The organism is Proteiniphilum saccharofermentans, assembly GCF_900095135.1.
GTDB classification, from domain to species: Bacteria; Bacteroidota; Bacteroidia; order Bacteroidales; family Dysgonomonadaceae; genus Proteiniphilum; species Proteiniphilum saccharofermentans.
Genome location: NZ_LT605205.1, coordinates 2,909,849 through 2,923,542 on the forward strand (window position 1 = coordinate 2,909,849; position 13,694 = coordinate 2,923,542).

Below are 13,694 nucleotides of genomic sequence, written 5' to 3' on the forward strand. Positions count from 1 at the left end.
TAGAGATCGAGAAGTTCAAAATCTTGAATTTTGAATTTTGAATTTAAAATAAATATATGAAAGCATTAATGTTTGGCTGGGAATTCCCGCCACATATACTTGGGGGATTAGGTACGGCAAGTTACGGACTCACACGGGGGATGGCAAAGCAGGAAGATCTGGAGACCATTTTCGTGATTCCCAAGCCCTGGGGTGATGAGGACCAGAGTTTTATGAAGATTATAGGAGCCAACAACACCCCTATTGTCTGGCGGGATGTACCATGGGAAACAGTAAAACCACGACTGGAAAAATTCATGGATCCCCAGGAATACTACCGGTTGCGGGACAATATTTACGCCGATTTCAACTATATGCATACAAACGACCTGGGATGCATCGAATTCTCAGGCAGGTATCCGAACAATATCCTGGAAGAAACCAATAACTATTCTATCGTGGCAGGAGTGATTGCCCGTACCTATGATTTTGATATCATCCATTCGCATGACTGGCTCACCTACCCTGCGGGACTCCATGCAAAAAGTGTTACCGGTAAACCATTGGTGATTCATGTACACGCCACTGAATTCGATCGCAGCAGGGGCAAGCCCAATCCGATGGTGTATGGAATTGAAAAAGACGGAATGGATAACTGCAATCACATTATCTGTGTGAGCGATCTGACGCGGCGTACAGTCATTGAAAACTATCATCAGCCTCACTGGAAAGTAACCACTGTTCATAATGCCGTAGAACCGCTTAGTCCTGAAATAGAAGCTATTGAACGAATTTCCGGTGTTTCAGAGAAAGTGGTTACCTTTTTAGGACGCATCACCATGCAGAAAGGACCCGAATTCTTCGTAGACGCCGCTACACAGGTAATTAAAAAGACCGATCATATCCGTTTTGTGATGGCGGGCAGCGGTGATATGATGGATCAGATGATCCGTCTGGTGGCCGACCGTGGTATCGCACATAAATTTCATTTTACCGGCTTCCTTCGTGGTAAACAGGTATATGAAATGCTGAAGTCGAGCGATGTTTATGTAATGCCTTCCGTATCGGAACCCTTTGGGATATCGCCTCTCGAGGCAATGCAATGCGGTGTACCCAGTATTATCTCTTACCAGTCTGGTTGTTCAGAAATCCTTAATAATGTCATCAAGACCGATTATTGGGACGTGGATGCGATGGCTGATGCAATCTACTCAATATGTACCTACCCTGCAATGGCAGAGCACCTGAAAGTAGAAGGAAAGATAGAAGTAGACAATATAAAATGGGAAGATGCCGGATTAAAAGTCCGCCGGATTTACGACAGCCTTATGTAAAATCAAGAAACAAACAAGAAATATGAAGACAATTTGCATTTATTTCCAGCTCCATCAACCATTCCGGTTAAAGAGATACCGCTTTTTCAATATCGGCAGGGATCATTACTATTTCGATGACTATGCCAACGAAGATATACTGCAACAGATTGCTACCCGATCGTACGTCCCTGCCAACCGCATGTTGCTCGATCTGGTCAATCAATATAAGGGAAAATTCAAAGTGGCTTTTTCTATCTCGGGTGTAGCCTTAGAACAACTCGAAATTTATGCACCGGAGGTGATAGACGGTTTTCGCGAACTGGCCAAAACCGGAAGTGTAGAATTTCTGACGGAAACCTATGCCCATTCACTGGCCAGCCTTTACGACCCTGAAGAGTTCCGCAATCAGGTAAAACATCATTCCGATAGGATGGAGATGCTTTTTGAACAGAAGCCGACCGTTCTCCGTAATACGGAACTGATCTACTCCGATGAGATTGCTGAGATGGTATATGATATGGGATATTCGAAAATGATCACCGAAGGTGCCAAACATATATTGGGATGGAAGAGTCCTAATTATGTCTATCAGGCAGCCACACAACCAAAACTGAAATTGTTGCTCAAAAACAGTCGTTTCAGCGATGACATAGCCTATCGTTTTTCGAATTATAGCTGGAATGAGTATCCGCTGACGGCAGAGAAGTTTATCTCATGGATAGCCGGTACTCCTGCCGAAGAAGAGGTGGTTAACCTCTTTATGAACTATGAAACACTCGGCAACCTCCAACCATCATACACCGGTATTTTCGAATTCTTTAAAGCAATGCCCCGCTTTGCTTTTGAGAACGGGATCGGATTTGCCACGCCAGGAGAGGCATTGGACATGCATAAACCCATTGGCGCCATCAACGTCCCCAATCCCATCTCATGGACGGATGAGGAGCGAGACCTGAGTGCATGGGTAGGAAACAAACTCCAAAAGAGCGCATTACAATCAATGTATGAAATAGGAGAAAGGGTTCGTTTATGTACTGACCGTCGCCTCAAACAGGATTGGCTCTATTTGCAAACCAGCGACCATTTCCATTACATGTCTACCAAACATTTTGGGGGCGGACAAAGCCAGTTCAGCCCCTACATGTCGCCTTACGACGCTTTCAACAATTACATGAATGTGCTGAGTGATTTTATTGGCCGTGTAAAAGCGCAGTATCCCGATACAGTCGACAATGAAGAGTTGAACGCACTCCTTACTACTATTCACAATCAGGAGATGGAGATTAAACGTCTTCAGGCCGAACTCAAGAAAGTGATTGGCACTAATGAAGAGATGTTAGTGGAAAAGAATCCAAAAGCACAAAAAGCGGAGAATTAAACATTCACTACTTTCAATTTAGTAAAAGGGTGAAACACATCTATCTGTGATCCACCCTTTTTCTGTGTAATGTCCGGAAAAGTAATCCAGACATTAAGTTATCCAATACTCTTTATTTCGCGTAACTTACCGCGCGGGTCTCACGAATGACCGTAATCTTCACCTGACCGGGATAGGTCATTTCAGTTTGTATCTTGCGTGCAATTTCAGACGACAGTTTTTCAGTATCCTGATCGTCAATCTTGTCGGCCCCCACAATCACTCTTAACTCGCGTCCGGCTTGTATGGCGTATGTTTTCACTACACCCGGATACGAGAGCGCCAGTTGCTCAAGATCGTTCAACCGCTTGATATAGGCCTCTACGATCTCGCGGCGGGCACCGGGACGCGCACCCGAAATAGCATCGCAGACCTGTACGATAGGCGCCAACAAACTTGTCATTTCAACTTCGTCGTGGTGAGCACCTATAGCATTGCATATATCAGGTTTTTCCTTAAATTTCTCAGCCAGCTTCATTCCCAGCACTGCGTGCGGCAATTCGGGTTCATCGTCGGGCACTTTTCCTATATCATGCAACAGTCCGGCACGTTTTGCTTTCTTGGGGTTCAATCCCAGTTCCGAAGCCATAATGGCACAAAGGTTAGCTACCTCACGGGAGTGTTGCAACAGGTTTTGCCCATACGAAGAACGGTATTTCATCTTACCCACCATACGTACCAGTTCAGGATGTAAGCCATGCACACCTAAATCAATCACTGTACGTTTACCGGTCTCTACTATCTCATCCTCAATCTGTTTCTTCACTTTCGATACCACTTCTTCAATTCGGGCAGGGTGAATACGTCCATCTGCAACCAATTGATGAAGTGATAAACGGGCAATCTCCCGACGGACAGGATCAAAGCCCGACAGTACAATTGCTTCAGGTGTATCATCTACAACGATCTCAACCCCTGTAGCAGCTTCCAAAGCACGAATATTACGTCCTTCACGCCCAATGATACGGCCTTTCACTTCATCGGAATCGATATGGAATACCGTGATGGCATTTTCGATAGAGGTTTCGGTCGCTACCCGTTGGATACTCTGGATAACAATACGTTTCGCCTCTTTATTAGCCGTCATTTTGGCCTCTTCCATGATTTCACTGATATAGGATTGTGCACCGGTTTTGGCCTCCTCTTTCAGAGATTCCACCAGCCGCTCTTTGGCTTCTTCAGCGGAAAGTCCGGAAATAGTTTCCAGCTTTTCTACCGACTGCCTGTGGAGACGCTCCAGCTCAGCCCCCTTTTTATCAATAAATTCCTGTTGGTTTGACAGATTCTGTTTAATTTCGTCCACCTCAGCCATCCTCTTATTCAGTTCCTCTTGCTTTTGATTGAGCGTCATCTCACGCTGTTTCAACCGGTTCTCTGTAATCTGAATCTTGGACGTGCGGGCATTCGCCTGCTTCTCTGCTTCCGTCTTCATCAGAAGCGTCTCTTCCTTTGCTTCAAGTAATATCTTTTTCTTTATTACTTCAGCGTCTTTCTCCGCATCGCTCAAAATATTCTGAGCACGGGAGTTGGCCATCTTACCGGTTACGTACCAGGCGACAACCGCTCCGATCAGTAATCCGATAATACCTATTACTATTTCCATATTGTCTATTATTTAAATTGATTGTTATACACTTACCAAAAAAAGTTATTCTTTCTGATAAGGGATTTTATTCTACTTCTTATCACATAAAAAATCGCACTCAATTACACACATCACTCCGATGCATATAAATGGTGCGCCTACCATCCCATTGGTTAACAATAGGATCTATTATTTTTTTAGATAATCATCCAACTCGCTTATCAGCGAATCTATTTTATCTTCAAAGGGTTTCGTATTATTCTTATCTCCAAGAGAAAAATTTTCTGCCAATGCCTGAATGGCTGTCATCACCACAAAGTCTTGCGTTGTCATGCTGGAGTTCTCACCCCCATACACAACACGATATTGGTTTATTTTATTATTAATCTTTTTGGCGGCATCACGGAAAGCCTGTTCATCCGACCGTTTGATTTTCAGTGGATATTTTCTGCCGGCTATCTCTAATGTCAATAAAAATTTCTCGTCACCCATCACATAAATTTTTCAGAAAATTACTTCAATAAATTTATGCATTTATCAACTTCTCGCACCAGTTTCGACAATTTTTCCTTTGCACTATCCACATCTACTGAAGCAGCCGTGATAGTCCTCGCAATCTTCAAACTGTCATATTTTGCTTTTAACTGTTCCAACTCTTTTGCCGTCTCGTCAAGATGGATCCGGCCAGACTTGATTTCAGTCTTTAGTCGGGCATTCTCCTCCTTTAAAGAGTCACATAAAAACAACACCTGTTTTATTCGTACCTCCAGATCAACAAGCAGCTTATTATGTTCTTCAGCCATATGCAAACAAAAACTCACGCAAATATAAGCATTGAAATGGAGTTTAACAAATTAATTGTCTTTTATTTTGTATAGTGATGGTTTATTTTTTGTTTGGAATGAACTGCTAGTTAGCAATTATCAAACCGGCGCTACTCCGATAAATCGGGACAAGTTCCCGAAAAGCCGGGACAAGTTACCCCTGTTGTTGGGATTATCATTTCTTTAAACCAGTCAATATGCTCTTTTCAATTTGTTAATATTATTTGTCCTGTTCTGCCTGGGATTTTGTACCTTTGAATTCATAGTTTGGGATTTGGGATATCAGCTTCGGGATCAATGACAGGGATACCAGTGATAAGTTGTCAATATGACAATCCCCGTTATACTGTTAATTTAAAAAGATAAATGCAAACCAGAAATATAACAATCAGTGACCGGATTGAGGCAGTATGCCCCGATTTTCACCTGGCCGTGATCGCATGCGAGGTCAGAAATACGCCACATAGTACCGGGCTATGGGAGGAAATAGATACATTCTGCTCCCGGTTTTCCGCTACCCACACAATGGCAGATATCAATAAGCGTCCGGCTATTTATGCCACGCGGCAAGTATATAAAAAACTCGGGAAAGATCCCAATCGATACCGCCCCTCCTCCGAGGCATTGTGTCGCCGGATATTGAAAGGGCAGGAACTTTACCAAATCAACACACTGGTCGACCTGATCAATCTTGTCTCACTCGAAACAGGTTATTCTATCGGCGGTTTTGATGATGCAAAGATCCGGGGAGGACTGACCCTGGGCGTGGGCGAAGCGGAGGAGAAATTCGAGGGGATCGGAAGAGGCTTACTCAATATCGAAGGCTTACCTGTTTACCGGGATGACATTGGCGGTATCGGCACCCCTACCAGCGACGAAGAGCGCACCAAGATTACCTCCGAGACAACCCGATTACTGATGTTGATCAACGGTTATTCCGGCAGGGAAGGGTTACAGGAAGCAACTGACTATTCGGTAGAACTACTAAAGAGATATGCCGAAGCCAAAGAACTGAATATCGACTTGTTCAATGCGAATGCATCCGGATCCGGAGGGTAGTAAAGAGGCGGTATCACCCGAACCGCCGCCCTTTCATGCATGTCAAACAGTTATTGTGTGGTAACGCATTCTATTTTTCTTTAGTTACATTCTACTCAATATAATACTGCCATTTCACTTCGTATAGACAAATTTTAGAATTCGACAAGTATATGGGTATGTATATTTTAGGATATTCTTTTGACTGCCCGTCCCAAGGGAAGGTTACACCCTGACCTTGTCCCGGAAACAATAACCCGTATTTCCACATCTTCCGTGTGTACCGGCTCCAATTTCCCGTAAACCACGCCGTCCCTGTATCGCCACCCGTTGATAAACCGGTTGTCAAGGGTGCAGAAAATAACGATTCCGCATTGTCTAATTTGAAGTAGGCATCTGTTTTTACGTTATTGTCTAAAAAGTTTCAACAAGAAACAACAATCACTCTATATGGACAATCCTTCTCCATTTGACAGGATCATACAGGATAATTTTTCCATCTTTTGTAATCTCGACAAGCGCAATTCTTGTAAAAACCTTGCCAGGATCATCCCGGTGTCCTTTATTTTTCGCAACTTCTTCAAGATGCTTGAATTCGGAGATAGGAAGAGTAGATAGTTCCTGTTTTGTCAGACATCTCATCTGACCTTTTTGTTTGTCGAAAATAAAAGAATCTACGATATCTGGCTCCTTATTTATTCTGCCAAATTTAATCTGTTTTTTTTCATCGAATTTTCCAAACATCCCTTCTGTATATGTAATCCCCAAAAGTAAAGGAGGAATAATTTGAGTGGAATCAAATTTCAAGTAAACTTTTTCTCTTTCATTGGTTGTCTGAGAAAAAGTTACGGAACTATACAAACATAAAACTAAAAATACAGATAGAACCTTATTAATCTTTACCAACATGGCTCACCCCCTTTCTTTGCAAAATCAGATGCGATCTTCTTCATATTATCTTGATATTCTTTAGATTTCTCCTCCCATGCAGTTGTTCCTCTAAGACCAACCCAGGCAAGAGCTTCGTAAGTTTCGGGCGTTTGTGTCGGATCGATTTCTTTTAATATATTAATCATCCACTCTCTATAATAGGCCGCCATCTGCTGATGATGCCAATCATTATCTTTGTAATATCGAGTATAGAAATCAAAAATACCCGGAAAATCATTTTGTATATTTTTCACATATTGTATTATTTCGGCTTGTGTCCATCCATTATAATCTAACTCTCCTTTTTGGGCAGCGGATAACATTTTCCGGTGTATTTCAGCATGAATAGTTTCATGCACTATTGTACGGGCTATATCCAAATTTGGTCTGTCAAGATTATTCCCATTAATCTCTATTCGTGTTATAAATTTTTGAGGAGGATATGTCCTACCATTCACATTAGGAGATAAATCATATGAAACCGAAAAATACAAGTGGCTCACCGGAAACTCACCATCGAATTTTTGAATTGCCTTTTTAAACCCGCCGCTTAGGTTTAATAATTTGTTGTATATGCATTCTGCTTTCGTATCTTTAAACGAATCGTCCAGAATAATTTCGTTTAAATCCTTAAGTTCCGGTGTGGAGGCTGTATTGTCCGAATCACTATCCTTATCTTTATTGTTTTCACTACCACTTCCACCGGACAGGTCAAGCGGGTTTTGAATGTCCACTTGCCCCGCCCGCTCCATGTCATCAGGCGGAAATACAAGGTAACCGTTTTCCTGGGTGTACATATCGGCATGCATCAATCCCTTTGGGACGTACCCTATAATAACGACTTCGTCCAACTCTATATGCCAGTCCGCCATCCTTGTTCCTGAAACGGTAACCGGTGTTTCGGCATCTTCTCCGTTGGCCGGAACCAGTTTCCCGCAAATCACGCCGTCCCTGTACTGCCACCCGTTAATAAACCGGTCGTCGAGGGTGCAGAATATGACAATCCCGCTGAAGTCATTGTCCCGCACAAGGTAGTTATTGGTTTTCAGATCCTCTCCCATGTCTAGCATATAATCCAGGTCGGGGGCGATCTTCATTTTAAAACCGTAAATCTTGCCCGTCTGCTTGTGTCGTATCACTACCAGTTTTATAACCTGCCCGGGCATCAGATTGTTCGCTCCAGCATATTCCCACACTTCCGACAATGCGAAAATCTCTTCTACCTCCTCATATTCCCAGGGCAGTTCGACCACTTCCCATATGGAATCGTTGCTCAATTCGGCAATATCCCAATCCAGCAATGGTTCCAAGTTAAGAACTTCTGCCGGGTCACTCTCGTTTACACTCTTCGTAAAATACCGTTTGGTTTTACCAAAGGTGCATTCACTTCATACCATGCCTTTGCTTCAGTAACGCTGAAACGGTTTGCTTCAGGTTTTTGCACTTCATAGACATCTTCTTCACACGCCCATAGAGTTATTGCGAGTAAAGATAAAAAGATTTTAAATTATTCAGGGTACTCTATTTGTTTAACCTGTTTCTATAACAGTTACATCGTGTGACATACATTATGGAACAAAATATTGCCTGAAGGCAGATAGTTTAGCATACTTCTATGTACAGCAATAAGCATCAGAATTTTTAACAATATTCACCGACCATCGATTGAAGCAGCATTACCCTTTACACTATTATTATTCAATAGATTACATAAACAATGAAATAAAAATAATTTATATTTTTGTTAAATACAAATAATTTTACATTTCTCCAAACAAATCTTATATCATTCAAACAAATTGGACATTATGCAGGCTGGAAACTACAATTTTTCATGCGATTTTCAATAGACGGAATGAACAACCGTACTTAAAAATTGTTATAGTTTACAAATATAATCACCATCACCCTCTATGAGACGAACAGTCAAATCATTTCTCCACTTATCTTTAACTATACCGGTACTCATTGCCATCAGTTGTAATTCGTGTAAATCCGGCGACGACGATCAACCATCCAGCTCCACTCCGGATACAACCGCCATCGATCATCAGGAGGAAATAAAGAAAGAACTGACAGCAGAAGATATCCGCTTAGAGAAAAATATCCGCTACGACAAATACCTGTTAGATGATGAATATCCGTATAAAGATACTACCCGTCATTTCCAGTGGGAGAAAATACAGGAGCAGATTGCGGTAATTGAGAATGCCATGGCCGAAGGAGGCAAATGGGGGGTTTTAAACAATTACAGGAATATGAATAAAGAAGCACCTACAGTTGCCGATTTCGTAAGAAACGAATACAAACGGGTTTCGGATCAATTTGGTGTGGAACGGTACCAATCGGCGCCACTCTATTCTGTCGACGGTGATACGACATTATTGCGTTATGGAAGGGATGGATGGATCGTGAGGTTACCGGAAAACGATACCACTGAAATGGTGAGGGTAAAAGGTGTTTCATTTGTAGGGGAATTCCTGGTACCGAAACGCTACATTATATCGTGGGGTGACAGTGTCCGTTTTGACAAGGTAATAGCTGTCGATGTTACTAACCAAAATATTGCAACACTGGAAAAAAAGGGAAACAGCTGGCATATATTAAGTATGAATCATGCCACAACAGGAGTACATAAACCGCCTTACGCACAGGAAACACCCACTGGGATTTTCGCGGTACAAGAGAAAAAAGAGAAAATGTTTTACCTCAGGGATGGAACAAGTGAAATTGCCGGTTTCGCCCCCTATGCCACACGGTTTACCAACGGTGCATATGTGCATGGAGTACCGACACAATACCCCAATAAAAGTATCATAGAATCGAGTCCGACACTCGGCACCACCCCCCGCTCCCATATGTGTGTAAGAAATGCATCGTCGCACTCAAAATTCGTCTTCGACTGGGCAACTGTTAAAGAGTCTGTAGTCATCGTAATTGATTAACAATTGTTTTTGGAGAAATCCGATTTCATCAGGCTATTTGAGCCACTTGCTCCCCGATTTTCAATCCAGCGCTCGGTAAAACAAGTAAACTTGTATTACTTTCACTTAACGAAATTGTTTGTATATTTGGAAATTATTTCATTACACGAACTGAATATTTCCGTAATATATAATATGCGCAAAATAATTCTATGCTTCCTTATACTACTCTCTGTCAGCCTTTTTGACTCCATGAGCAGAAAAGAGAAGAAGGTGGAACTTGAAAAAACAGCATTGTCCCAGGACCAGGGCCAGTGGCTATATGAACAGATGGATTTGGACGGACTAATATGTCTGGATGCATTCAAATCGGCATACACGGGTTATAAGAAGTTAAATAAAGGCAATAATCCCTTACTCACCCTGATCGATTTTAGTCTGCCATCCACCGAGAAAAGGATGTATGTATTGGATTTGGCAAAAAAGGAAATTCTTTTTGTTTCGTATGTCTCGCACGGCCGCAATAGTGGACAAAACTACGCCACATCATTCTCCAACCGGGATGGTTCACACCAGAGTTCACTGGGATTCTATCGTACAGTCGACACCTATAACGGAGGAAACGGCTATTCTCTTCGGTTAGACGGGCTGGAAAAAGGGATCAACGACAAAGCTATGCAGCGTGCTATCGTCATCCATGGCGCCGATTATTGCAGCGAAAATGCAATAAGATCTACCGGTAGGCTTGGGCGGAGCTTCGGCTGTCCCGCAATCCCCAGAGAACTGGCAAAACCCATTATAGACACTATAAAGGGAGGATCCTTGTTATTCATTTACGCCGATCAGCCGGAGTATCTGGCCAGCAGCAAAGTGTTGGAAGAGGATCAAATTTTGACAGGAAAAAATATATTAAGTGCCCGTAATAACACTCCAACCCGCTCTTTCAGTTCTTCCTTAGCTGGATCCTGAAAGTGGTACCTTTTCCCGGCTCCGATCTTCTTACAAAAATTTCTCCTTTGTGATTCTCCTCCACAATCCGTTCCACAAGGGTTAACCCAAGTCCCCAACCCCGGTCTTTTGTGGTGTAACCGGGTGAAAAGATCTTCTTAAACTTCGACTTGTGTAATCCTTTACCGGTATCGGAAATATCGAGATGGATCATTTTTCCTTTTTCGGAGATCTCAAAGGTAATGATTCCTTCTCCCTGCATGGCATCCACACCGTTTTTTACAATATTTTCAATCACCCATCCGAAAAGCGGTTCGTTCAGATCAACAATTACCGGATGTTCGGGAAAACGCATATTGAACACTATTGCCCCGGAGACCCGTTTTTCCAGATAGGCCACCGAACGTCTTATCACCCCTCTCAGGTCTTCAGGTTTCAGACCAGTTATAGAACCGATCTTGGAGAAACGTTCAGTGATCATTTGCAGACGGGAAACATCCTTATCAATCTCTGTCAACAACTGCGGATCGATTTCCTTCAGTTTCATATATTCCATCCATGCTGTCAACGATGAGATGGGGGTGCCCAACTGATGGGCGGTCTCCTTTGACAATCCCACCCATACCCTATCGCGCTCCGCCCTTTGTGAACGGTTCAGGGCAAAAAACGCAAGACCGGTAAACAGGGCAATCACCAATAGCTGCCAATAGGGATAGAGTTGTAGCGTCTTCAGCGTATGCGAATCATCATAATAGAGCAGTTGGTTCATCTCAAGCAATGCAATGGGATCATGCCTACGCCCGAACTCTACTATTTTTATCTGCAAGTAGGATTCTGCATCCTCTTCGGGCAATTTGATATTACGCGGTGTCAACTTTCCTGAACTCTTGTCATACAATATGATGGGAATAGTTGTATTACTTTCCAGAATGCGCAATACCAACGACATATCCATCTCTTCGTCCATTAACATCGATTCAGTCGCCATCGCCCAGATCTCTATTTTCCTACGCTCCTCATCAGCCAGTTCTTTCACCAACCTGTTCGACAGCCACAACGACAGCAGGACAACTATAATTGCCATAATTACAAAAAGGTAAGTGAGCGACTGTCGGGAATACATGATTAGTGAGAAGTTTAAGAGTGAAAGACTAAAATTAAAAGTGATTGAATTTTCTTAGGAACGAGGGCAGAAACAAACTTGTTTACATTATGCCGAGTGACGACATACAATCTACGGAGTGAATATTTCAGCCTTTTTTTCAGGCAGATGACCACTTCGGATACGCCATTCGTTGGGATATAAATTATTTGCCCGGTTGCCTATATTTTTCACAAAACCCAGCGGTTCACCCTTATAAGTGAGGATCAAATAGCCTTTGGGTGCATCCGCGAGGATAATCGACTCCCGACGCAGATAAGAAACAGCCTCCTCGTAAACCACCTCATATATGGGGTATGCACTGAGATTAAGCTCCCTGCTCATCGCCAACATATGGGAGGGAATAAAATCCTTCCCTTTCTTCTCACCAAGTTCTATACCCATTGAGACTGTTTTCAACCGCTCATTCAAGGTAACAATAACCTCTGAATACTCCACAGGCAGGGCAAAAATACGGTTACCATCTTCCATAAAAATAAAGGAATCAGGGTGTAGCAATAGATTTGCATATGCAGAACGGTCTTTCATAAAAGGCAATGGCTTTTTTTTATTTTTGCTTCTTACCCGTTGCCCTCCAACAGTGGCATCTTCTGCTCCTGCCTCAGCTTTTCTCAGTATTGTCACAAATAATCCTTCGCCCTGCGTTTTATGAGGAAAAAAACGATAGCCCTTTACCCGCTTGTCGAGCGAAGAAGAGACCCCCCACCCTTTATCCGTTGTCACAGATACAAATTCCGCACCCAGTTCCCGTGCAATCCAAAAAGCATTCTCTTCATTTTCAAGAGTATTGTAAGTGCAGGTGCTGAAAATAAGCAACCCACCCGGTTTAAGTGCCGGCCAAATATCATTCAGTATATCTCTTTGCCGTACTGCGCACATCTCCACATTTTGCATTGACCACTCCTCCACGGCTATCTCATCCTTCCGGAACATTCCCTCTCCCGAACAGGGAGCATCCACCAGCACCAGGTCAAAAAGATGGGGAAATGCAGAGAAATCCTTTGCCATATTATTTGTGACCAATACATTTGCATAACCCAATTTCGATATAGTCTCAGACAATACATGGGCGCGCTGACGAACCAGTTCATTGCCCACCAGCAGGCTTCCCTCGGGAAGGGCAGAAAGCAGGGAGACCGATTTACCACCGGGAGCAGCACATAAATCGAGACACACTGCCGGTTCTGTCACCAATTCACGGACCACATGCTCCACAAACATAGAAGAGGCTTCCTGCACATAATAATATCCGGCATGAAAAAGAGGATCAAAGGTAAAAGCTGGTCGCTCTTCCAGGTAAAGCCCCCACTGGGACCAAGGTACCCGTTTAGAGGGGAAAACCGATTCCATCGGGTTACGAACCGCTTTCGAGGGATTCAGACGAAGACTGACCGACGCATCACCGGACAATGCAGACAAAAACAATTCTGTCTCACTCCCAAGTAATGGGCGGACAGATGATATAAAATCCGGGGGAAAATTCATCTGTTTATTATTTTAATTACAAAGATAAAAGTTTTTTTCGCTTATCAAATTAATTTCCATACCCGTTTATACTCTTGATAAAAAAC

General features: G+C 42.9%; 12 protein-coding genes. 5 read left to right on the forward strand and 7 right to left on the reverse strand.

The genetic code is table 11. The features are described from left to right. Window positions 1-56 precede the first annotated feature (56 nt). The gene (locus PSM36_RS11335; RefSeq protein WP_019540303.1) at window positions 57-1,313 is read left to right on the forward strand and encodes a glycosyltransferase family 4 protein; all 1,257 of its coding nucleotides are present in this window, start codon (window positions 57-59) and stop codon (window positions 1,311-1,313) included. 22 nt (window positions 1,314-1,335) lie between these two features. Next, entirely contained in the window at window positions 1,336-2,673 is a 1,338-nt protein-coding gene (locus tag PSM36_RS11340; RefSeq protein ID WP_076930983.1) for a glycoside hydrolase family 57 protein, read from the forward strand. A gap of 112 nt (window positions 2,674-2,785) precedes the next feature. On the opposite strand, the gene rny is transcribed toward PSM36_RS11340, so the two are convergent. The 3 genes from rny to PSM36_RS11355 form a co-directional block, all read right to left on the reverse strand. After that, window positions 2,786-4,315, reverse strand: coding sequence for a ribonuclease Y (rny, locus tag PSM36_RS11345; RefSeq protein WP_076930984.1), 1,530 nt, complete (start codon window positions 4,313-4,315; stop codon window positions 2,786-2,788). A gap of 171 nt (window positions 4,316-4,486) precedes the next feature. Beyond that, window positions 4,487-4,789, reverse strand: coding sequence for a cell division protein ZapA (locus tag PSM36_RS11350; RefSeq protein ID WP_076930985.1), 303 nt, complete (start codon window positions 4,787-4,789; stop codon window positions 4,487-4,489). A gap of 20 nt (window positions 4,790-4,809) precedes the next feature. Beyond that, the gene (locus tag PSM36_RS11355) at window positions 4,810-5,100 is read right to left on the reverse strand and encodes a hypothetical protein (RefSeq protein ID WP_076932217.1); all 291 of its coding nucleotides are present in this window, start codon (window positions 5,098-5,100) and stop codon (window positions 4,810-4,812) included. 387 nt (window positions 5,101-5,487) lie between these two features. Here PSM36_RS11355 and PSM36_RS11360 point away from each other — a divergent pair, with 387 nt between their 5' ends. Beyond that, complete coding sequence (locus PSM36_RS11360) at window positions 5,488-6,180, forward strand: B3/B4 domain-containing protein (protein WP_076930986.1); 693 nt, start codon at window positions 5,488-5,490, stop codon at window positions 6,178-6,180. A 420-nt stretch (window positions 6,181-6,600) separates the two neighbouring features. Here the strand turns inward: PSM36_RS11360 and PSM36_RS11365 are convergent, their stop codons facing one another. Both PSM36_RS11365 and PSM36_RS11370 read right to left on the reverse strand, forming a co-directional pair. Next, the gene (locus PSM36_RS11365) at window positions 6,601-7,068 is read right to left on the reverse strand and encodes a hypothetical protein (protein ID WP_154671015.1); all 468 of its coding nucleotides are present in this window, start codon (window positions 7,066-7,068) and stop codon (window positions 6,601-6,603) included. Further along, window positions 7,059-8,399, reverse strand: coding sequence for a hypothetical protein (locus tag PSM36_RS11370; protein ID WP_076930988.1), 1,341 nt, complete (start codon window positions 8,397-8,399; stop codon window positions 7,059-7,061). The genes PSM36_RS11365 and PSM36_RS11370 overlap by 10 nt, the downstream gene beginning before the upstream one ends. Window positions 8,400-9,002: 603 nt before the next feature. Between PSM36_RS11370 and PSM36_RS11375 the strand changes: the two genes are divergently transcribed. After that, window positions 9,003-10,034 carry a L,D-transpeptidase gene (locus tag PSM36_RS11375; RefSeq protein ID WP_076930989.1) on the forward strand — a complete coding sequence of 344 codons (1,032 nt, stop codon included), beginning with the start codon at window positions 9,003-9,005 and terminating at the stop codon, window positions 10,032-10,034. Between the two features lie 174 nt (window positions 10,035-10,208). Beyond that, the gene (locus tag PSM36_RS11380) at window positions 10,209-10,982 is read left to right on the forward strand and encodes a murein L,D-transpeptidase catalytic domain family protein (protein WP_083711161.1); all 774 of its coding nucleotides are present in this window, start codon (window positions 10,209-10,211) and stop codon (window positions 10,980-10,982) included. Here PSM36_RS11380 and PSM36_RS11385 read toward each other — a convergent pair. Together PSM36_RS11385 and PSM36_RS11390 are read right to left on the reverse strand one after the other, a co-directional pair. After that, on the reverse strand, window positions 10,957-12,045 hold the full coding sequence (locus tag PSM36_RS11385) for a sensor histidine kinase (protein WP_083711160.1): 1,089 nt from the start codon (window positions 12,043-12,045) through the stop codon (window positions 10,957-10,959). The two genes, PSM36_RS11380 and PSM36_RS11385, sit on opposite strands and share 26 nt — an antisense overlap. Before the next feature lie 150 nt (window positions 12,046-12,195). Continuing rightward, window positions 12,196-13,608 (reverse strand): methyltransferase RsmF C-terminal domain-like protein, encoded by a 1,413-nt coding sequence (locus tag PSM36_RS11390; RefSeq protein WP_076930991.1) that lies wholly within the window; start codon window positions 13,606-13,608, stop codon window positions 12,196-12,198. Between the last annotated feature and the right edge of the window lie 86 nt (window positions 13,609-13,694).